The organism is Elioraea sp., from assembly GCF_022842375.1.
Taxonomy (GTDB): domain Bacteria; phylum Pseudomonadota; class Alphaproteobacteria; order Acetobacterales; family Acetobacteraceae; genus Elioraea_A.
Genome location: NZ_JALHPR010000008.1, coordinates 84587 through 104219 on the forward strand (window position 1 = coordinate 84587; position 19633 = coordinate 104219).

The 19633-nt window shown below is 70.3% G+C and carries 17 protein-coding genes; 15 read left to right on the forward strand and 2 right to left on the reverse strand.

Translation table 11 applies throughout. The features are described from left to right. Positions 1–28: 28 nt before the first annotated feature. The 12 genes from Q0C38_RS09455 to Q0C38_RS09510 all read left to right on the forward strand — a co-directional run bounded on the left by Q0C38_RS09455 (position 29) and on the right by Q0C38_RS09510 (position 13969). Positions 29–1069: an ABC transporter substrate-binding protein gene (locus tag Q0C38_RS09455; RefSeq protein WP_291296836.1), complete on the forward strand. Its 1041-nt coding sequence runs from the start codon at positions 29–31 to the stop codon at positions 1067–1069. Next, on the forward strand, positions 1066–2040 hold the full coding sequence (locus tag Q0C38_RS09460) for an ABC transporter substrate-binding protein (RefSeq protein ID WP_291296837.1): 975 nt from the start codon (positions 1066–1068) through the stop codon (positions 2038–2040). The genes Q0C38_RS09455 and Q0C38_RS09460 overlap by 4 nt, the downstream gene beginning before the upstream one ends. Beyond that, a complete protein-coding gene (locus Q0C38_RS09465) occupies positions 2037–2999 on the forward strand; it encodes an ABC transporter substrate-binding protein (protein ID WP_291296838.1) in 963 nt (320 codons plus the stop codon). Before Q0C38_RS09460 ends, Q0C38_RS09465 begins: the two co-directional genes overlap by 4 nt. Further along, positions 2996–4936, forward strand: a complete 1941-nt coding sequence (locus Q0C38_RS09470) for an ATP-binding protein (protein ID WP_291296839.1) — start codon at positions 2996–2998, stop codon at positions 4934–4936. Before Q0C38_RS09465 ends, Q0C38_RS09470 begins: the two co-directional genes overlap by 4 nt. Beyond that, entirely contained in the window at positions 4933–5331 is a 399-nt protein-coding gene (locus tag Q0C38_RS09475; RefSeq protein ID WP_291296840.1) for a response regulator, read from the forward strand. Before Q0C38_RS09470 ends, Q0C38_RS09475 begins: the two co-directional genes overlap by 4 nt. Beyond that, positions 5328–6569, forward strand: coding sequence for an adenylate/guanylate cyclase domain-containing protein (locus Q0C38_RS09480; RefSeq protein WP_291296841.1), 1242 nt, complete (start codon positions 5328–5330; stop codon positions 6567–6569). The genes Q0C38_RS09475 and Q0C38_RS09480 overlap by 4 nt, the downstream gene beginning before the upstream one ends. Continuing rightward, positions 6566–8671 (forward strand): SulP family inorganic anion transporter, encoded by a 2106-nt coding sequence (locus Q0C38_RS09485; RefSeq protein ID WP_291296842.1) that lies wholly within the window; start codon positions 6566–6568, stop codon positions 8669–8671. The genes Q0C38_RS09480 and Q0C38_RS09485 overlap by 4 nt, the downstream gene beginning before the upstream one ends. Before the next feature lie 288 nt (positions 8672–8959). After that, positions 8960–10036, forward strand: a complete 1077-nt coding sequence (locus Q0C38_RS09490; protein WP_291296843.1) for an isopenicillin N synthase family oxygenase — start codon at positions 8960–8962, stop codon at positions 10034–10036. A 39-nt stretch (positions 10037–10075) separates the two neighbouring features. Next, the gene (locus Q0C38_RS09495; RefSeq protein WP_291296844.1) at positions 10076–11122 is read left to right on the forward strand and encodes an extracellular solute-binding protein; all 1047 of its coding nucleotides are present in this window, start codon (positions 10076–10078) and stop codon (positions 11120–11122) included. Between the two features lie 4 nt (positions 11123–11126). Next, positions 11127–12200, forward strand: a complete 1074-nt coding sequence (locus Q0C38_RS09500) for an ABC transporter ATP-binding protein (protein WP_291296845.1) — start codon at positions 11127–11129, stop codon at positions 12198–12200. After that, entirely contained in the window at positions 12197–13087 is an 891-nt protein-coding gene (locus tag Q0C38_RS09505) for an ABC transporter permease (RefSeq protein ID WP_291296846.1), read from the forward strand. Before Q0C38_RS09500 ends, Q0C38_RS09505 begins: the two co-directional genes overlap by 4 nt. Before the next feature lie 66 nt (positions 13088–13153). Further along, complete coding sequence (locus Q0C38_RS09510) at positions 13154–13969, forward strand: ABC transporter permease (protein WP_291296847.1); 816 nt, start codon at positions 13154–13156, stop codon at positions 13967–13969. Here Q0C38_RS09510 and Q0C38_RS09515 read toward each other — a convergent pair. Continuing rightward, positions 13959–15197 (reverse strand): ABC transporter substrate-binding protein, encoded by a 1239-nt coding sequence (locus tag Q0C38_RS09515; RefSeq protein ID WP_291296848.1) that lies wholly within the window; start codon positions 15195–15197, stop codon positions 13959–13961. The genes Q0C38_RS09510 and Q0C38_RS09515 overlap by 11 nt on opposite strands. A gap of 73 nt (positions 15198–15270) precedes the next feature. On the opposite strand from Q0C38_RS09515, the gene Q0C38_RS09520 reads away from it, so the two are divergent. Genes Q0C38_RS09520 through Q0C38_RS09530 form a run of 3 tightly spaced genes read left to right on the forward strand, consistent with a single transcriptional unit; the run spans position 15271 to position 18121 of the window. Further along, the gene (locus tag Q0C38_RS09520; protein WP_291296849.1) at positions 15271–16161 is read left to right on the forward strand and encodes a polysaccharide deacetylase family protein; all 891 of its coding nucleotides are present in this window, start codon (positions 15271–15273) and stop codon (positions 16159–16161) included. A gap of 35 nt (positions 16162–16196) precedes the next feature. Further along, entirely contained in the window at positions 16197–17261 is a 1065-nt protein-coding gene (locus Q0C38_RS09525; RefSeq protein ID WP_291296850.1) for an SIS domain-containing protein, read from the forward strand. Further along, positions 17258–18121, forward strand: coding sequence for a carbohydrate kinase family protein (locus tag Q0C38_RS09530; protein WP_291296851.1), 864 nt, complete (start codon positions 17258–17260; stop codon positions 18119–18121). Before Q0C38_RS09525 ends, Q0C38_RS09530 begins: the two co-directional genes overlap by 4 nt. Here Q0C38_RS09530 and Q0C38_RS09535 read toward each other — a convergent pair. Beyond that, positions 18111–19628: an amidohydrolase family protein gene (locus Q0C38_RS09535; protein WP_291296852.1), complete on the reverse strand. Its 1518-nt coding sequence runs from the start codon at positions 19626–19628 to the stop codon at positions 18111–18113. The two genes, Q0C38_RS09530 and Q0C38_RS09535, sit on opposite strands and share 11 nt — an antisense overlap. Positions 19629–19633 lie beyond the last annotated feature (5 nt).

The window sequence follows — 19633 nt, forward strand, 5'->3', positions numbered from 1 at the left end:
ACCGCGCGGCCATGGCAGGAGCGTACCAATGTCCGACCGGCCCATCGAGGGGGGCATCGTGGCCGATGATGCCGCGGAAGCGCCCGGGACGCAGCGCAGCTTGGGACGGCGCGCCGTCGTCGCGGCCACGCTCGCCTCGCCGCTGGTGTGCCGCGTCGCGCTGGCACAGCCAGGACGGCCGCTGAGGATCGGGTATATCGTCAACGGACCGGAACGGACGATCTTCGAGGAGAAGTTCGAGCTCGGCATGAAGGAAAACGGCTACGTGGTCGGCCGCAACCTCATGATCGACTATCGCCACCAGCTCCGCCCCGACCATGACCTGTCCGACGTGATGCGCGGCCTCGTTGCCGCGCGGGTGGACGCGATCGTCGCCTCCACGCGCGGCGGCGTTCTCGCCGCGAAGGCGGCGACGACGACTATCCCGATCGTATTCGGTGCGACGCGCGATGCCATCCAGGACGGGCTGGTGCAGAGCCTGGCGCGGCCTGAGGCGAACGTCACCGGGCAGTCCTTCCACGCGGGCGAGCTTTCAGCCAAGCGCGTGCAGCTCATGCGCGACGCGTTCCCGCACGAGCAGAAATTCGGTGCCATCTTCAACATCTACTACCCATCGCAGATCCAGATCGACGAGGCGTCGCGCGCCCAGGCGCAGCTCGGCATCGATCTCGTCTTCCGGGGCATCGCCGTTCCCGAGGGGCTGGACGAGGCGTTCGGCGCGCTCAGGCGCGAGGGCGTTGCCGCGCTGTTCGTCGTGTCCGATGTCTCGACCATCTCGAACCGCCTCACGCTCGGCGAGGTCGCGATCCGGCACCGCATGCCGCTGATGCTGTCGAACCGCCGCTACCTTACCGGTGGCGGGCTCATGAGCTACGGGCCCGACATCAGCGACGGGTTCCGCCGCGCGGCACGGCAGGTGGTGCGGGCAGCGACGGGAACGCCGATCAGCCACATCCCCGTCGAGAACCCGACGCATTTCGAGCTCGTGATCGACCTCCGTGCGGCCAGGGCGCTCGGCGTCGAGATCGATCGGTCCGTTCTCGACCGTGCCGACGAGGTGATCGAATGATCCCGCGCCGCACGATGCTCGGCGGCAGCCTCACCGCCACCGCACTCACGCGACCTGCCCACGCCCGGCCCGTTCCCTTGCGAATCGGGTGGCTGACGATGCAGCGGCCCGCGTCGCTCGCACCCTTCATCCCGGCGCTGCGCGCGGGGCTTGCCGAGCGGAACCTGGTCGAGGGGCGCGACCTCATCCTTGATTTTCGCTTCGGCAACGATGATCGGGCGCGCGTGCCGGCATTGCTTGATGAGCTGATGCGCGTTCCGGTGCGGCTCCTGCTCGTGCAGGGTGCTGCGGCGGCACCTGTGATCCGCGCGCGGCCGCCCGTACCGGTGGTGTTCGTGATGAGCAGCGATCCGGTCGCGGCCGGTCTGGCGGACAGTCTCTCCCGTCCGCCGGCTGGCGTCACCGGCATCACTTTCCTGTCCGCTGCGCTGAACGGCAAGCGTGTCGAGCTGCTGCACGAGCTGCGTCCTGGCCTCCAGCGTCTCGCCGTGCTCAGCAACCCTGGCCATCCCGGCGAAGCGCTGGAGCGTGCCGAGGCGGAGGCGGCGGCGCGCCGGCATGGCATGGCGGCACGTTTCCATCACGTACAGAATGAGGCAGAGCTCGATGCTGCCTTCGCGGTCATGGCCGCCGACGATGCCGAGGGGATGGTGGTGTTCGCTGATGGGTTCGCGCTGCAGAACCGCACGGCAATCGCTGCCTTCGCGACGGCGCGGCGCATCCCGCTGATCTCCGGCTGGCGTGCCTTCGCCGAGGCGGGCGCGCTCGTCAGCTATGGCCCACGGCTCGAGGACGCCTACCGGCGCCTTGCCCATTTCGTCGCCCGCATCCTGCGCGGTGCGCGGCCGGAGGATATGCCGATCGAGCAGCCGCGCGTGTTCGAGCTCGTGGTGAACCAGCGGAGCGCCGAGGTCATCGGGATCGAAATTTCGACAGCCCTGCTCGCCCGCGCAGACCTGGTGCTGGAATGACACCGCGGCGCACCGCCCTCGCGCTGCCGCTGGCGTGGCTTGCGCGACCGGCCCGCGCACAGTTGCGGCGGCCGCCGCGGGTGGGGTACCTCCACTCCGTCAGCATCGGTCCTGCCAACAATGCGACGCGGCTGATCGTCGGCGCGCTCAAGGCGCGCGGCCTCGTCGAGGGACAGACGATCTTCCTGCGCGCCGGACGAGGCGAACCCGCAATCCTCGCGCGCGTGCTCGATGAACTCGTGGCGATCGATCCCGATGTGCTCGTCGCCGTCGGCGCGCCAGCCGTGCTTGCCGCGGCACAGCACGTGCGTCGCCTGCCTGTGGTCGGCGTCGACCTCGAGACGGATCCTGTCGCGGCCGGGCTGGCCACCTCCGTTGCGAGGCCAGGCGGGCACGTCACGGGGCTGTTTCTCGATCAGCCCTCGATGGCAGCGAAGTGGCTCGACCTGCTGCTCGAACTCGCGCCCACCGTACGGCACGTGGTGTTCATCTGGGACGCGATGACGGGGCCGCACCAGCTGCACGCCGCGACCGCGCAGGCCATGCGGCGGCGTCTGACGAGCGACGTCGTGAACCCTTTCGACCCAGATGCCCTGCCGTCGGCACTTGCGACCCGCACGCCGGGCACCACGGGTGTTGTGATGCTGACGGCGCCCGGCATCACCGAGCACCTGCCGCGCATCGGCGTATCCCTCCGCGCCGCGCGGGTTCCGGGCGTGACCTTCCTTCCCAATTTCGTGGGCCATGGCTTCGCGATGGGCTACGGCATCGACCAGGCGCACTACTATGCCCGCGCCGCGGCGATCGTCGACCGCATCCTCGATGGCGATGACCCGGGCGCCATTCCGATCGAGCGGCCGACGCGCTTCCGCTTCGCCATCGACGTCCGCATCACCGATGCGCTCGGCCTCGTCGTCCCCAACACGCTTCTCGCGCAGGCCGACGAGGTGCTGGAGTGAGCGGCCCGACGCTTTCGCTCGCGCAACGGCTGACGCTGGCCTTCCTCGGCCTTGTGGCTGCCGTGCTGCTCGTCAACGGCAGCATCTCGATGTGGTTTGCCTACCGCGAGGCCACCGAGGCTGCGGTGCGCGTCGAGCAGGAGAAGGCCGATGCGGCGGCCGAACGCGTCGCGCAGTTCATCGCCGAGCTCGAACAGCAGATCGGCTGGACCACGCGGGCCGACTGGGCGCGCGTGCCGATGGAACAGCGGCGCTACGACTTCATCCGCCTGCTGCGCCAGGCACCGGCGATCACAGAACTGCTCTTCGTCGACGGCGGCGGGCATGAGCGGCTGCGCCTCTCCCGCCTCGAACCCGATGTGCTCGACAGCGGCACCGACCTCTCAGCCGATCCACGGTTTCGGGGTGCCCGCGAGAACCGCGTCTGGTACGGGCCGGTGACGTTCCGGCGCGGCTCCGAACCCTACATGCCCGTCGCGATGGCACATGCCGGGCGCAACCCGGGTGTCACGATCGCCGATGTGAACCTCAAGCTGATCTGGGAGGTGATCACCGCGATCCGCGTTGGCGGCACGGGCTATGCCTTCGTCACCGATGCCGCAGGCCGCCTCGTCGCCCACCCCGACATGAGCCTCGTGCTGCGCGAGACGGACCTCTCGCGCCTGCCGCAGGTGGCGAGTGCCATCACAGGCGCGGGCGAGCGCGTGCGCACGGCACGGGGCCTTAACGGGCGCTCGGTGCTTTCGGCGCATGCCACGATCCCGCGCCTTGGGTGGCTCGTGTTCGTCGAACAGCCGACGGTGGAGGCGCTGGCGCCCGTCTATGCGGCGGCCTACCAGACATTGGCGTTGCTCTCCCTCGGCGTCGTGCTCGCACTCGGCGCGGGCGTGTTCCTCGCACGCCGCCTCACCGGCCCGATCCGGGCGTTGCAGGCGGGGGCCGAGCGGGTCGGCCAGGGCGACCTCACGCAGCGCATCGATGTCGGTGCAGCCGATGAGATCGGCACGCTCGCGCTGCGGTTCAACGAGATGGCGGCTCGCATCCAGGAGGCGCAGGAGACGCTCGAGGCCAAGGTCGAGGACCGCACGCGTGAGCTCGCGCAATCGCTCGACGAGCTTCGTGCGGCACAGGATCGGCTGGTGCAGACCGAGAAGCTTGCCTCTCTGGGGCAGCTGACCGCGGGCATCGCGCACGAGATCAAGAACCCGCTGAACTTCGTCAACAACTTCGCCGACCTGTCGCGCGAGCTGATCGAGGAACTAAGCTCGACGATGGAAAAAGCTGGACCGGCGCTCGACCCTGCGCTGCGGGCAGACGTGGAGGAGGTGTGCGGTACGCTGCGCAACAACCTCGACAAGATCACCACGCATGGCAAGCGTGCCGACAGCATCGTGCGCAACATGCTCGCCCACTCCCGGGAGGGAAAGAGCGAGCGCCGCAGCGTCGAGCTCAACGCGCTGGTCGAAGAGGCGTTGAATCTGGCCTGGCATGGAACCCGGGCCGAGCGGCCAGGCTTCAACATCACACTCGAGAAGCGTCTCGACGCGGGCCTTGGGCAGGTGCAGATCTTTCCGCAGGAACTCACCCGCGTCCTGCTCAACCTGTTCGGCAACGCCTTCTACGCCGTTCAGAACAAGGAAGGGGTGGGTTTTCAGCCACACCTGCTCGTCACGACAGAGCAACGGTCCGGTAGCGTGGTGGTGCGGGTCCGAGACAATGGCACCGGCATTCCGGAGCCGGTGCGCACCCGCATCTTCGAGCCGTTCTTCACGACCAAGCCGCCCGGCCAGGGGACTGGGCTCGGACTCTCGCTTTCGCACGATATCGTGGTGCGCCAACATGGTGGCGAGCTCGCTGTGGCGACCGAACCCGGCGCCTGGACCGAGTTCACCATCACGCTGCCCCGCGGCCCGGTGCTTGAGGGGAGAGCGGCATGAGCGTCCTGGTACTCGTCGTGGACGACGAACCGGACATCGCCGATCTGTTCCGGCAGCAGTTCCGCCACGATCTGCGGCAGGCCCGCTTCGCGCTGGGCTTCGCCACGTCAGGACCGCAGGCACTCGGGCTCATTGCAGCGGCCCAGGGGCGCGACATCATCCTCCTGCTCTCCGACATCAACATGCCTGGAATGAGCGGGTTCGACCTGCTTGCCCGCGCCCGCGCGCTGCGTCCTGACCTGCCTATCATCATGATCACCGCCTATGATGATGCCGCAACACGTTCACGCGCCGTTGCCGAAGGGGCCGAGGGGCTCGTCGCCAAGCCGATCGATTTCACGCTGCTGCGCATTGAAATCGAGCGCCGCCTCGCAGTACGGGAAGCCCGGCGATGAGTCTCATTCTAGTGGTCGATGACGAGCCGGATCTCGAGGTCCTGATCCTGCAGAAGTTCCGCCGCGAGGCCCGTGAGGGACGATTCGCCTTCCACTTTGCGCGTGATGGCGTCGAGGCGCTGGAGCGGTTGGCCGCAGCGCCCGAGACAGCGCTTCTGCTTGCCGACATCAACATGCCGCGGATGGATGGCCTCACGCTGCTTGCGCGTCTGCAGGAAAGGCCGGACCCGCCGGCCACCGTCATCGTCTCGGCCTACGGCGACATGGCGAACATCCGCACCGCGATGAACCGAGGGGCCTTCGACTTCCTCACCAAGCCGATCGACTTCGCCGATCTCGATGCGACCATGGCCAAGACGCTGCGCCATGTCGGCGAGCGGCGCGCGGCGGAGGCGCGGCGGCTGGCGGCGGAACGCGCGCATGCAGCGCTTGCGCGCTACTTTTCGCCCAACCTCGCCCGGCAACTGGCCGATGCGGCGCGCGCGCTGGATCTCGGCGGCCAGCGGCGGGACGTCAGCGCGCTGTTCACCGATATCACCGGCTTTACGGCTTTGGTCGAGAGCCTTGATGCAGCCGCACTTGCGGCGATGCTGAACGCCTATCTCACAGGCATGACCGACATCGCCTTCGCCCATGGCGGAACCGTGGCGAAGGTCATGGGCGACGGCATGCTGCTGCTGTTCGGCGCGCCGGATGACCAGCCCGACCACGCAGCGCGCGCCGTGGCCTGCGCACTTGCGCTTGATGTCTTTGCCGAATCATTCCGCGGCGGCCACTCCGCAAAGGGGCTCGCGCTCGGCGCCACGCGCATCGGCGTCCACAGCGGCCCGGCCCTGGTCGGGGATTTCGGTGGCGGCAGGCATTTCGATTACACGGCGTATGGAGAGACGATCAACCTCGCCTCGCGGCTCGAAACCGTGAACAAGGCACTTGGCACAAGGCTGCTCGTCTCGGCGTCGACAGTGCAGCGGATCGGCGGCTTCCAGGGGCGCCCGGTTGGCGATCTGCTGCTGCGCGGGGTCGGCCAGCCGCTCACTGCCTTCGAGCCGCTGACGCATGACCGTGTGCGCACCGCCGCGATCTGTGCCTACCAGGAGATCTTCGCCCGGCTCGACGGCGCCGATGCTGGCGTGGGGGTAGCGATGGCGCGGCTTGCAGCGGCGGGCGACCCGCTTGCCGCTTTTCATGCACAGCGGCTCGCGGCCGGTGCCGCGGGCCGGCTGATCGATCTTCGATGACGCGCGCGACTGAGGCAGGTGCCGGGCTCCATGCCGGCATCCTCGCCGCGACGCAGTCTCTGACGCATGGCATGATCGCCTTCGCCGCCCTTGGCACGGCCGGCGTCGCCTTCGGCATGGCGGCGGCGCTTGCAGCCTCGGCGCTGGCGGGCCTCTCCATTGCGCTTCTCGGCTCAAGCCGCCCGTTGATGGGGAATACCTCGGCGGCCACGGCGCTGATCGCCGGAGGGCTGCTCGCCGCCCTGGAGCCGTCCAGTTTCGGCCATGCCATCGCGATGGCCATGCTCCTTGCTGGTGCTGCCGGGCTGCTGATGCTGGCCGCGAACCGCCTCGCCGGCGTCGCCGCGCTGGTGCCGACACCTGTCGCGCAGGGGCTCGGCAATGCGATCGCGCTCCTGGTCATGATCGCCCAGGCGCCGATCCTGCTGGGCGCCGCGCCGGGTGAGGCTGCGCCCTGGGCTGCGCCGGTGCCTGGCGCCATGGCAGTGGCCGCCCTCGCCCTGCTGCTGATGCTGCGCCCGCTGCCTGGCCTGCCGGCACCGCTCGTTGCCCTGGCGGTGGCGAGTGGGCTGCATCATGTGCTTTCCGATGCCGGGATCGCAACGGGGCCGGTCGTCGGCATCGCGCCGACGGTGCACACCTTCGTTGCCGGGATCGCTGCTGCCACTGCCGGACGGCCGCACGCGCTTCACATCGCGCGGGTGCTGCCAGCCGCGCTGTCGCTTGCGCTGCTGGCGACCATCGAGACGATGGCCGCTGCCGCCGCCCTGCGCGAGGCGTCCGGCAGGCGCGGCGACCATCACAGCGACCTGCGTGGCGCAGCGCTCGGCATGCTCAGTAGTGCGGTGGCCGGCGGCATGCCAACCGTCGGATTGATGGTCCCGAGCATGGCCTGTTGGCGTGCCGGTGGCCGCGGCCGCGCAGCGCAGCTCTGGCGACTGCCGGTCCCACTTGCCGTGCTTCTGGCGGGAGGCGCGCTGGTAGCGATGCTGCCTTTTGCTGCGCTGTCCGGCGTTCTCTGCGGTGCGGTGCTGCGGCTCATCAAGGTCCCGCCTTCGCCGCTGTCGCGCGCCCCGGGGCGCGCGCGGCGCGCAGGCGATGCGCTCGTCGTGCTGTCGGTGATGGCAACGGCGCTTGCCTTTGGCCTCGTCGCAGCAGTGGGGGCCGGGATGCTGCTCGCCATGGTAATCTTCACTGCCTCCATGGCGGCCTCGCCTGTACGCCGCGTCTCGCGCAACCCTGTCGGGCGATCACGCATCCGGCGCCCAGCCGGACAGGAGCGTGCGCTCCGCGATGCCGGCGAGGCAATCGCGTTGATCGCGTTGGAGGGTGCGATCTTCTTCGGTAGCGCCGAGCACGCGCTGCAGCGGGCGGAGGCTGAGCGTTCGGCGGGCGCAGCTCTGCTGATCCTCGACCTCACGCGCGTCACACGCCTGGATCTCTCCGGTGGGCGGCGGCTGATCGAGATCTGCCGCGTCATGCCGGGCCGGGTTCTGCTGGCGCCGCTGCATCCATGCAGCCGCGTGGCCATGGAACTGGAGGCGCTCGGCCTGCTCGCGAGGCTGCCTCCAGCTGCCGTCTTCGCCGACCTGCCTGCCGCGGTTGAGGCCGCGGAAGCCATCGTCCTGTCAGCGATCGAGCCCGACGAACGGGCCTGGCCTGCAACACCGCGCGCGGCGCTAGAGGCCCTCGGCGTGCCCTCCTCTGAGGTGGGGCCGCTGCTTGCACTCTGCACCGAACAGCATTTCGCCGCGGGTGCGCCGATCCTTCGCCGTGACGAACTGGCGGATGCTGCCTATCTGCTGCTTTCCGGGGAGGTGCTGATCAGTCTGCCGTCGATCGGGGCACGGCCGGCAACGCGTCTCGCGGTGCTGGTGCCTGGCGTGCTGTTCGGCGAGTCCGCTCTCCTCGGGCAGATGCGGCGCAGCGCCGACGCCACCGCCCGGTCCGCTGTGCGGTGTCTGCGCCTGGATGCTGTCGCCGTCGACCGGCTGCGCAGCGAGGCACCGCAGGTGGCATGGCACCTGATGACGACCGTGGCGCGGCAACTCGGGGTTCAGGTCCGGGCCGCGAATGCCACGATTGACCGGCTCGAGGAATGACGACCGGACCGCCGCGCTTTCCACAGGCTTGTCGAGAGTATCGTATCAGGCTTGAGGGTGGCCCCAGGCCTGCCGAGGTGGCAGCCGCCCTTCTCGCGGTCGAAGCCGAAGGGGACCTCCGAGCGGGCGTTGTTGGCGGGCAGGGTGCAGGCACTCGGTGCTGACAAATTGCGCAGCTGCCCAGACGCGCGGCGGCCGGCCCGCAGTTCACCACGCCGGCGCACGCGAGATCCTGCCATGGCACGGCGCTTGCCTGCCACGGTAGCGCTCGATGGGGTCCGTCTGCACGTGAGAGGGCTTGGAGTGACCATTCCGACGATCGACCTCGGCCGGTTCCGCGGCGGCGGCATTGCCGAGCGCGCGGCCATCGCCGCCGAGATGGACGCAGCAGGACGCCATCTGGGCTTCCTGCGCGTGGTCGACCCCAGCTTCCCAACCGCGGTGGTCGATGATCTCACCGCCGCGGCGCGCGCCTTCTTCTCCCTGCCGGTGGCCGAGAAGCGCGCCTGCGCCATTGGAAGCGAGGAGCGCTTCAACGGCTACTGGGGCGTGGAAAGCGAACTCAGCGGCGCGCTCTTCGGCTCCGCCGGCGCGTTCGACCTCAAGGAGAAATTCAAGATCAGTCGCCCGGTCGACAACGACGCCCACGACCCCGCCCGCCCCGAGGTGGGCTGGGCGTACCAGCCGAACGTCTGGCCCGCTGCGCTGCCGTCGTTCCAGCTTGCCGCCGAGGCCTTCTACGTCGAGATGCAGCGCGTCGGTGACAGCATCATGGAGGTCGCCGCCGCGGCGCTCGGGCTTGGCGAAGGCTGGTTCGCACCGGCCCTGGCGCTGCAGGAGAGCACCGCGAGCTGCCTCTGGTATCCCCCCGTCACGGCCGCGCTGCCGGCGGGCCAGATGGGGGCGAGCGCGCACCGCGACATCGGCTCGCTGACCCTGCTCGTCGAGGCGTCCGGGCCCGGCCTCGCGCGCGGCGGTCTCGAGATCATGGACGAGGCCGGGGCCTGGATCCCCGCTGCCTACGAGCCGGGCACGATCATGGTCAACGTGGGCGATCTGCTGCGGCGCTGGACCAATGACCGCTGGACCTCGTCGCTCCACCGCGTCGTCAGCCCGCGTGGGGCGGCGGGCGGGCGCATGTCCTTCGGCTTCTTCCAGAAGCCCGCCTTCGCAACCGTGGTCGAGGCCCTTCCCACCTGCACCGGACCGGCGAACCCGCCCCGCCATCCGCCGATGACGGCGGGCGAGTACATGCGCATCCGGATGCTGCACAGCGTCGGCGTGCGCGAGAACGTCGAGCGCGTCCTCGAACCCGCGCTGATGACCGAGGCCGATCCCGCCTATGGGCGACCCGCGCGTGCGTGACCATCGCCGCCCCACCAGACCCACACGGACGAGGAACCAATGACACAGATCACCCGCCGTCGCCTCGGCCTCGGCGCGCTCGCCGCCTCCACGACGCTTGCCGCGCCGCACGTTGCCTGGGCGCAATCGCGCGAGCTCGTGATGGGAAGCCTCGGCGGCACGCTCGACGCGCCCTATCGTCGCGCCGCCGATGCGGTGGAACGGCGCAACCGCGGCGTCTCCATCCGCCTGGTGCCGAGCCTCTCGGCGGAGGTGATCGCGCGGGTGAAGGCGGCGCGCGGCGACAGCCCGTTCGACATGACCACCATGGAGGCGCCAGCCCTGCTGCTCGGTGTCCAGGAGGATGTGTTCGAGCGCATCGACCTGTCCAGGATCCCCAACGCGGCGCGGCTCGATCCGAAATACCTGCCCGAAGCCCATGGTTGGGGCGTGCCCACGTTCTACACCGGCATCGGCATCGCCTATAACAAGTCCATGGTGCCGAACCCGCCCACCTCCTGGGCGGATCTCTGGAACCCGGCGTTCCGCGGCAAGATCGGCCTCGCGCGCCCCTCGTCCAACCTTGGCCTCGCCTCGCTCGCCGTCGCGACGTCTGTGGCCGGCGGCACGGATGCCGACCTCGGCCCGGGGATGGCCAAGTGGCGCGAGCTCCAGCCGGTCATCGCGCGCAGCCCAGCGATCCTGACGCAGATGCTCGAGCGCGGCGAGATCGCGCTCTGCATCCTCTGGCACAGCAACACCGCGATCGCGGCCAGCAAGGGCCTGCCGATCGGCTTCGTGAAGCCCGCGCCGCTGGGCATGATGGTGCTCGCCTCCTCGGCGGTCGTGTTCCGCACGAGCGCGAACAAGGAGCTCGCCTACGAGTACATCAACGAGCTGATCGCGCCCGAGCAGCAGCGCTTCGCCGCGGGGTCCCCCTACTTCTTCGGCATCACCGTCACCGGCGTGGCGCCGCCGCCCGACAGCGCCGCGTTCCTGCCGGCGAACCCGCAGGAGGTCTCGCAGATCAAGGAGATCGACTGGACGAAGATCGTTCCGGTCCGTGGGCGTCTCGTCGAGGCGTTCGATCGGATGTACTCGCTCTGATGCGATGAGCGGGCAGGGGGTGGCGGCGTTCCTGGACGTCGCCGGGGTCTCGAAGGCGTTCGGCGCGCACGCAGCGCTCGATGACTGCACGCTCGCAGTGCGGCAGGGGGAGATCGTCACCCTCCTCGGCGCATCGGGCTGCGGCAAGACGACGTTGCTGCGCATCATCGCCGGCTTCGTCGCACCCGATTCCGGCACCGTGCGGCTCGGTGGCCAGGATGCGCTCGCGATGCCGGTGAACCGGCGGCCCATCGGTGTCGTGTTCCAATCCTATGCGCTGTTTCCGCACATGACGGTCGCGCGCAATGTGGGCTACGGCCTGCGCGTGCGGGGGGTGCCGCGGGAGGAGCAGCGCCGGCGCCTCGCGGAGGCGCTCGAGCTCGTCTCGCTCACGGCGTTCGCAGACCGCTACCCCGCGCAGCTCTCCGGCGGGCAGCAGCAGCGGGTGGCGCTCGCCCGCGCCCTCGTGCTCGCGCCGCAACTCCTGCTGCTCGACGAGCCGTTCAGCGCGCTCGATGCGAAGCTGCGGGCGGCGATGCAGTCTGAGGTGCGGCGGCTCATCAAGTCGGTCGGCATCACGGCGGTGTTCGTGACGCACGACCAGGATGAGGCGATGGGCATCTCCGACGCGATCGCGGTCATGCGCGGCGGCCGGATCGAACAGGCAGGCCCGCCGGCTGAGGTGTATGACCGCCCGGCTTCCGCCTTCGTCGCCGATTTCGTCGGCGCGGCGAACCACTGGCCGGATGAGGCGCGCGGCGGCCGCGTGACGCTGCCCGCAGGGCTCAGCGTTCCCTCCCGCGTGATCGGCCGTGTGTCAGTGATGGTGCGCCCGCACAACCTCGAGCCCTGCCCCGTCGGCGCGGAGGGCGCTGCCTGGCGCGGCCGCGTCGCCTTCGTCCGCCCCTCGGGGCCGTTCCTCGAGATAGAGGTGCTGGTGGAAGGCGCGCCCTTGCCCTTCCGCGTCACCGTTCCGCGTGCCGGTGCGGTTCCCGCGCCAGGCGAGGCGGTGGCCCTGCGCGTGCGCGACCTCTCGGCCTGCTTCGTGTTCCCCCGGCTCGACCAGGCCGCCGCATGAGCACGCAGCGTGCCGGGGGCTGGGCTTCGGGCGGCGCGTTGCTCGCGCTGCCGTCACTCGCCTTCGTGCTCGTCGTCGCGGGGTTGCCGCTCGCGCTCCTGCTGTCCTTCGCGGTGTCGGATGTGGGGATGTCGCGCGGCGCGATCGTATCGTGGTCGCTGACGACGGAGCATTTCATCGCTGCCGTCGGCGACCCGCTCTACCACGCTGCCTTCGCGCGCTCGTTCACGCTCGCGGCTTCCGTCACGGTGCTCTGCCTGCTGTTCGGCTTCCCGATCGCCTATCTGCACCTGCGCAGCCCGGGCTGGCTCCGCACCGTGATCCTTGTGGCGACCATCGCGCCGCTGCTGACAAGCGCGATCGTCCGCACATACGCGTGGATCGTGATCCTCGGCCGCCAGCGCGGCCTCCTGAACCAGGCGCTGCTCGGCCTCGGCCTGATCGACGAGCCGCTGCGGCTGATCAACACCCACTGGGCCGTGCTGATCGGGATGACGCAGATCCACCTGCCCATCATGGTGCTGCCGCTGATCGCTGTGATGTCGCGCCAGGACCCGCGGCTCGAGGACGCTGCCCTCAATCTCGGCGCGAGCCGGCTGCGCACGCTCCGCGACGTGACGCTGCCGCTCGCGGTGCCGGGCATCGGCGCCGGCGCGAGTCTCGTGTTCGCGCTCTCCTACACGACGTTCGTGGTGCCGCAGCTGCTCGGCGGCGGCAACTATCTCAACGCCGCGACGATGATCTACGAACAGATGATCTTCGCGCTCGACTGGTCGAAGGGGGCCGTGACCGCCGCCATCATGCTCGCCACATGCCTCGCGACCGTCTTTGCCATCACCATGGCGACACGGCGGGCGATGCGCTGGTCAGACCAGGCCCGGGCGTGAGGCTGCTGCGATGAGACGGGCGCGATGAGACGGGCGCGATGAGACGGGCGCGATGAGACGGGCGCGATGAAGCGGGGGGCGCGGACCTCGATCGGCGACAGGATCGGCGTGGGGCTCGTGCTCGCGCTGGGCGTGCTCGGCCTCGCGGTGCTGGTCGTCCCCTCGCTGATCGTGCTTGCGGTGTCGTTCGACACGCGCGCCTTCGTCTCGTTCCCGCCGCAGGGCTTCACGCTCCGCTGGTACGCAGCACTCGCCGACAACGCGCAGCTTGTCCGCGCGATCGTCAACAGCCTCTGGTCGGGGCTCGTGGTGATGGTGCTCTGCATCCTGCTGGGCGTTCCGGCGGCGCTGGCGAGCGGCCGCGGGCGGTTCCGCTGGCGCGGCGCCGTGCCGGTGATCGTCCTCCTGCCGCACGCGGTGCCGGGGGTCGTGCTTGGCGTGGCGGTGCTGTTCGCCGGTTCCGCCGTCGGGCTCAGGCCCTCGCTGGCGCTGCAGTCCTTCGCGGTGACGGCCTTCATCCTTGCGGTGCTGGTGCGCACCGTGCTCGCGCGGCTCGAGCGGCTCGACCCGGCCCTTGAGGAGGCGGCGGCGAACCTCGGCGCCGGGCGTGCGCGCGCCTTTCGCGACATCACCCTGCCGCTCCTGCTCCCGGCCATCCTTGCTGGCGCTGCCTTCACCTTCATCGAGGGGTTCGACAACATCTCGATCGCGATCTTTACCCATGGGATGCGCAATCCGCCGCTGCCGGTGGAGTTGCTCGGCATCGTGCAGACGGAGACGACGCCGCTGGTCGCCGCCATCTCGGGCGTCCAGATCCTGCTCTCGACCCTTCTCGTCGCGATCGTCGCCGCGACGATCGGGCTGCGTCATGTCAGCGACTAGAGCCGGCGAGGCGGAGCCAGTCCTCGCGCAGGCACGCGACGACCTGCGCGACCGGCGCGTCACCCTTCAGCACCTCGTGCTCGATGCGCCGCGCAAGTGCCGCCGACCACGCCATGTAGCCGGGCGCGCGGACGAGCGGCGGGGCGGCGGCACGGGTGCGCTGCGCGTCCTGCCAGGCAAGCGCGCTGGCGGCGAGGCCAGGCGGCAGGAAGGAGCGCCGCGCCGCGCGCACGGCCTCGTCACGATCGATCTCCTCGTACGGCGTCCAGAGGTTCATCTCGCACGCCCAGCGCCGGTGCACGAAAAGCGTTCCGTCATCGTCGCGATGACCCAGGAAACGCAGGAGCCGCCAGGCATCGGAGAGCCGCGCGGCCGGCATCGGCGTGGCCGACAGGCAGAGAATGGCGTGGCCGAGCAGGAGCGTGTCGCCCGTGGCGCCGGGATAGGTCGCGTTGATCGAGAACCGGCCAGGCGCGCGGGCGCTGTAGGCCGCGGTGAGATAGTCCATCGTTGGATAGAAGGCGTGGCCGCCCGCGCACCAGGCGTCGTCGATGGAGACGTCGTCGTGGTCGAGGGCAGCGAGCGGGGCAAGGCCCTCGCGGACGAGGCGGCGCCAGCGCGCGAGCACCATCGCTGCTGGCGTGTCCGGGCCCAACAGGGGCTCCCACGCCGCGTCCACCAGGCGCTCGCCCTCCGCGGCGCAATCGGCGAGGAAGGCCCAGGGCAGGCCGGTCGGCGCACGATACCAGCGCATCAGGATCGGGTGGTCGGAGAGGCCGCGCGCGCGGATGCTGCGCGCCATCGCCTCAACCTCCTCCCACCGGCGCGGGTGGGTGGCCTCGTCGCTGGCGGTGCCAAAACCCGCCGCGGCGAGCAGCGCCTCGTTGCGGAACAGGGCGAAGGGTCCGGCGTTGTAGTAGGTGAGGCCGATGATGCGACGATCGTCCGCACGCGCGCTCGCGGCGATCAGCGGGCGGTGCTCGGCCAGGATGGCGTCGGCCCCATCGAGCCCGTCGAGCGGGCGGATCAGCCCGTCGGTGAGCCAGCGCGAGGCTTCGCCGCGCTGGGCGTAGAACACGTCGGGTCCCTCGCCGGAGGCGAACGCAGCCTCGATGGCGGCGGCATAGTCGCCCTCGATCGGCACGGGCGTGACGGCGATGCCCGTGCGGGCCGAGAACGTCGCAAGATTGTCGGTGACGATGTCGGCCCGCACGGGCCAGAACGCCATCCGCAGGGGCTCCGTCCGCAACCTTTCCTCCCTTTCCCCCGCCCCAGCCAGCAGAGCAGCATGCAGGTCGATGATGACAACCGATCGTGACTTCGTCGGCTATGGCCGCAATCCCCCCGATCCGCAATGGCCGGGCGGGGCGCGCGTGGCGGTCTCGCTCGTGCTGAACATCGAGGAGGGGGCGGAATACGCGCTGGCAGACGGCGACCCGCATAACGAGTCGATGTACGAGATCCAGGAGGAGGTGGCCGGCGCGCGCCACCTCGCCCTCGAGAGCCATTTCGAGTTCGGCAGCCGTGTCGGCTACTGGCGGCTGATGGAGGTGATGGAACGATACGGCGCCGTTTCCACCCTCAACGCCTGCGCCCGTGCGATGGAGCGCACGCCCTGGCTCGGGCGCGACGCGGTCGCGCGCGGCCACGAGGTCTCCTGCCACGGCTGGCGGTGGGAGAACCACGTCCACATGGCCGAGGCGGAGGAGCGCGATGTGATCGCACGCTGCGTCGCCTCGCTGCGCGAGACCTGCGGGGTGAGGCCGGTGGGCTGGCATGTCCGCTCGCTGACGTCGGAGAACACGCGGCGGCTGCTCGTCGAGGAGGGGGGCTTCGCGTACGACAGCAACGCCTACAATGACGAGCTGCCCTACTTCGTTGAGGTCGGCGGCCATCGCCACGTGGTGCTGCCCTACAACTTCGACACCAACGACATGCGCTTCTTCGGCAACCGCGGCTTCGCGCTCGCCGAGCACTTCGAGCGGTACTGCTGCGACGCGTTCGACTGGCTGTGGGAGGAGGGCGCGCGGCGGCCGCGGATGATGACCGTCGGGCTGCACACGCGCGTCATCGGTCGGCCGGGCCGCATCGCCGGGCTCGACAGGTTCCTCCGCCACGTGCGCGCGAAGGGCGGCGCCTGGATTGCCCGGCGCGACGAAATCGCGCGCCACTGGCGCGCCGTGCACGGTTGAACGCGATGGACCCGATGCCGTTTCCCGATGGCCCCATGGCCGCCGACATCGCGCGACAGCCCGCGGTGCTCCGTACCCTGCTCGCGCGCGCCGACGAATTCGCCGCATTCGGGGCGGCCTCCCTCGCACCCGCGCCAGGGGGCCGCGTCGTGGTGACGGGCTGTGGCGACGGGCTGTTCGCCGCAGCCGCGATGGCCGGCTTCGCACGCGACCGGCTTGGCCTCGCGTGGTGTGCCGAGGGAGCGATGACGGTGGCGCTCGGCGCCGCCGGAAGGCTCGGTGCCCAGGATCGCGTCCTTGCCATCTCGATGTCGGGCAACGTCGACCGGACGGTGGAGGCGGCGACGGCGGCAGCGGCATCCGGCGCGCGCGTGGCCGTGCTGTGCAACGGGGCAGGCGGGCGGCTCGGGCAGATCGCCGCGGCCAGGGTCTCGCTCGATATCGCCGACCTCGCCCCGTTCCTCTGCGGCACCACCAGCTACACGGCGACGCTGCTTGCGCTTGCGTTGATCGCCGCTGGTGCGGCCGGTGCCCAGGTTCCGCATGCGGGGCTTGCCGCGGCGATCGACGCCGTCGCGGCATCCCTGGTGCCCGACATCGCCGCGATCGCCGGGCCCGCTCCGCGCGGCGTACGCATCCTGACCGCGGGCGCCGATACGGGAACGGCACAATACGGCGCGGCGAAGCTTGTCGAGCTGACCCGGACGCCGGCCTGGGCGGGCGACATCGAGGAGTTCGCGCACAGCCAGTTCTGGGCGGTTGAACGGGGCGAGCTCATCATCATGCTCGCGCCATCTCGCGCGATCGCTGCCTATGCCAACGCGAACGCGCGCGCGCTCGGCGCCATGGGGCTGCGCGTCGTCTCGGTCGAGACGGCGGAGGCGCCGGTGCCGGCAGCTTCCGCGCGGGTCGGTCTCGGCCCGATCGACGCCGATGTCGCGCCGATCGCGTCAGCGGTTGTGCTGCAACGCCTCGCGCACCATATCGCCCGCGCAACGGGCTTCGATCCCGATACGCGCCGGCACCTCAAGGACGATGGCGCCCGCTTCGCCGCAAGCCGTGCGATGACGCGCCGCTCGCTGCTCGGCACGGGGCTGTGACACGGCCGCTCGCCATCATCGGCCATGTCTCGCTCGATGCGATCCGGACACCCGCGGCGGAGGCAGGCGACGTCCCGGGTGGAGCGGCGCTCTACGCCGCGCTCGGCGCGCGGCATGCGGGGGCGGCGGTCACGCTGTTCGCCCGCACCGGCGCGGACTGGCCCGCCGCCGCGACCGCCGCGCTGGCGGCCTCGGGGATCGACACGACAGGCCTGGTTGCGGGACCGGGCCTGACGCGACGATCGGTGCAGCGTCACGACCGGGCGGGCAATCGGCGGTCGGCCCATCACGACGATGAGGTGTGGTGGGAGCGCACGCGCGCGCTTCGTCCGCCGCTGCCCGATGCGTCGTCTCGCTGGGCAGCCTGGGTGGTGATGCCGGTTCTGCCCGAGACGCTGGCCACAGCCATCGAAGCGGCCGCCCCGGCCGGCATTCCCGTCATCGCCGACACGAGCGAGGCCTTTGCCGCGCGCGCGCGCGAGGCGCTCCTCGCCGCCGTGCCAGGGCTCGCGGCGTTCTGCCCGAGCGTCGCCGAAACGCGGCTCCTGCTTCCCGGGCGTGGGGATGACGATGCGGCCGATGTACTTGCCGCGCTCGGCACGGTGGTGCTGCAGAAACGTGGTGCCGACGGCGTTCTGCTCGTCGACAGGGCTGGGCATCGCCGGATCGCGGTTGAGCCGGTGGATGCCGTCGATCCGACCGGCGCCGGCGACGCGACCGTCGGCGCCTTCGCCGCCCATCTCGCCGCTGGCCTTCCGCACGCGGAGGCGGCGCGGCGCGCGATGGCGACAGGTGCCGCCGCTGTCGGCGGCATTGGCCCGGCGGGGCTTCTCGCCGCGATCTCCTCGCTCAGCCGGTGAGCCTGCGCCGCAGCCCGACATCGCGGGCATGGGCGCGCGCGACCATCGCGCGATAGGCGGGCTCAAGCCGCCTCGCTTCCTCGAGGGCAGGACCGAGCGACTGGCGGTAGCCCGCCATCAGGGCCCGCGCCTCCGCCCTGAGCGCGGCTTCGTCGATGGTCGTCACGCGCCCATCCTCGAACACCACGCGACCCGCTGCGATCGTCATCCGCACGGATGATCCGCTCTCGCAATAGACGAGCTGGCGGCGGAGGTCGTTCAGCGGCGTGAAGGCGTAGGTGTCGAGATCGAGCAGCGCGATGTCGGCCTTCGCTCCGACGGTGAGATGGCCGATGTCCGGCCAGCGCAGCGCCCGCGCCCCGCCGCGCCAGAGGCAGGAGAGGATCTCCGGCGCCGCAGGCCAGCGCTCATACTCGTCGTCGGAAAGGGTGTGGACCAGGCCCGCCTGCTTGATGACGCCCCAGAGATTGACCGTATCGTCCACCGTCGCCTCGTCGGTGCCGAGGGCGATCGGCACGCCGGCATCGGCGAGCGCGCGGAACGGCATCACCCCGCTCCCGAGGCGGAGGTTGCAGAGCGGGTTGTGCGCCACGGTCGCGCCCGAGCGGGCGAGCAGTGCCATGTCGTCCTCGTCGATCCAGATGGCATGGATCACGACCATGCGCGCATCGAGATGGCCGAGGTCGTGCACGTAGCGCACCAGGCTCCTTCCGTACTTCTCCTCGCCGAGCACGCGCTGAAGCTTCGATTCGAGGATGTGGCAGTTGAACGGAAGATCATGCCGCTCCGAGAGCTCCGAAAGACCGACGAAGTAGGGCAGCGTCACGCGCTGCGGCGCCGAGCAGGAGAGAGCGGCGCCGATGCGCCCGTCTCCCGCGCCGTCCCACGTCGAGACGAGGTGCGCGTAGAGGGCGAGCAGCTCCTCGTCCGTCTGCCGCGGCGCTGATTCCATTGCCGCGCGCATCGCGGGCGTGAGCAGGTCGTGCAGGAAGGGATACTTCTCGTACTCGACGACATTGGGCTGGTCGATCGCGAGGCGGGCACGCATGCCGATGTCGCGATAGGCGCGCGCGATGCCGTCGATCCCCTCGGCGGAGGCAACCGGAACATGGAACGCATCATCCATCACGGACGTGATGCCGAGCCTCAGCATCTCGGCCGCACCGAGAAGGGTGCGCACGTAGTTGAGGTGCCCGACCGGAACGCCGGCGGCGAGCGGCGGCACCTCGTAGAGCATGAAGATCTCGAGCGGAAGCCCGTCAAGCATGCCGCGCATCAGGTTGCCCGGCGAGTGGAAGTGGGCGTTTATCAGGCCGGGTATGGCGAGCATGCCCTTCGCCTCGATCACGCGCCCGATGGGCCCCTCGACGGCAAGCCCCGGCCCGATCGCGGCGATCCTCCCGGCCTCGATCAGGATGTCGGCGCACGGCCACTGCGTGCCTGCGTCATCGGCGGCAAACACATGGGCATCGCGGATCAGCAGGCGATCTGGTGTGCTCGTGGTCATGGTGT

Excerpts from the sequence above, each read along its gene's own strand:
- Q0C38_RS09525 (WP_291296850.1), top strand. The coding sequence starts at position 16,197 with ATGGCCGCCGACATCGCGCGACAGCCCGCGGTGCTCCGTACCCTGCTC.
- Q0C38_RS09480 (WP_291296841.1), top strand. The coding sequence starts at position 5,328 with ATGAGTCTCATTCTAGTGGTCGATGACGAGCCGGATCTCGAGGTCCTG.
- Q0C38_RS09505 (WP_291296846.1), top strand. The coding sequence starts at position 12,197 with ATGAGCACGCAGCGTGCCGGGGGCTGGGCTTCGGGCGGCGCGTTGCTC.
- Q0C38_RS09510 (WP_291296847.1), top strand. The coding sequence starts at position 13,154 with ATGAAGCGGGGGGCGCGGACCTCGATCGGCGACAGGATCGGCGTGGGG.
- Q0C38_RS09500 (WP_291296845.1), top strand. The coding sequence starts at position 11,127 with ATGAGCGGGCAGGGGGTGGCGGCGTTCCTGGACGTCGCCGGGGTCTCG.
- Q0C38_RS09460 (WP_291296837.1), top strand. The coding sequence starts at position 1,066 with ATGATCCCGCGCCGCACGATGCTCGGCGGCAGCCTCACCGCCACCGCA.
- Q0C38_RS09485 (WP_291296842.1), top strand. The coding sequence starts at position 6,566 with ATGACGCGCGCGACTGAGGCAGGTGCCGGGCTCCATGCCGGCATCCTC.
- Q0C38_RS09535 (WP_291296852.1), bottom strand. The coding sequence starts at position 19,628 with ATGACCACGAGCACACCAGATCGCCTGCTGATCCGCGATGCCCATGTG.
- Q0C38_RS09465 (WP_291296838.1), top strand. The coding sequence starts at position 2,037 with ATGACACCGCGGCGCACCGCCCTCGCGCTGCCGCTGGCGTGGCTTGCG.
- Q0C38_RS09495 (WP_291296844.1), top strand. The coding sequence starts at position 10,076 with ATGACACAGATCACCCGCCGTCGCCTCGGCCTCGGCGCGCTCGCCGCC.
- Q0C38_RS09515 (WP_291296848.1), bottom strand. The coding sequence starts at position 15,197 with ATGGCGTTCTGGCCCGTGCGGGCCGACATCGTCACCGACAATCTTGCG.
- Q0C38_RS09520 (WP_291296849.1), top strand. The coding sequence starts at position 15,271 with ATGACAACCGATCGTGACTTCGTCGGCTATGGCCGCAATCCCCCCGAT.
- Q0C38_RS09455 (WP_291296836.1), top strand. The coding sequence starts at position 29 with ATGTCCGACCGGCCCATCGAGGGGGGCATCGTGGCCGATGATGCCGCG.
- Q0C38_RS09475 (WP_291296840.1), top strand. The coding sequence starts at position 4,933 with ATGAGCGTCCTGGTACTCGTCGTGGACGACGAACCGGACATCGCCGAT.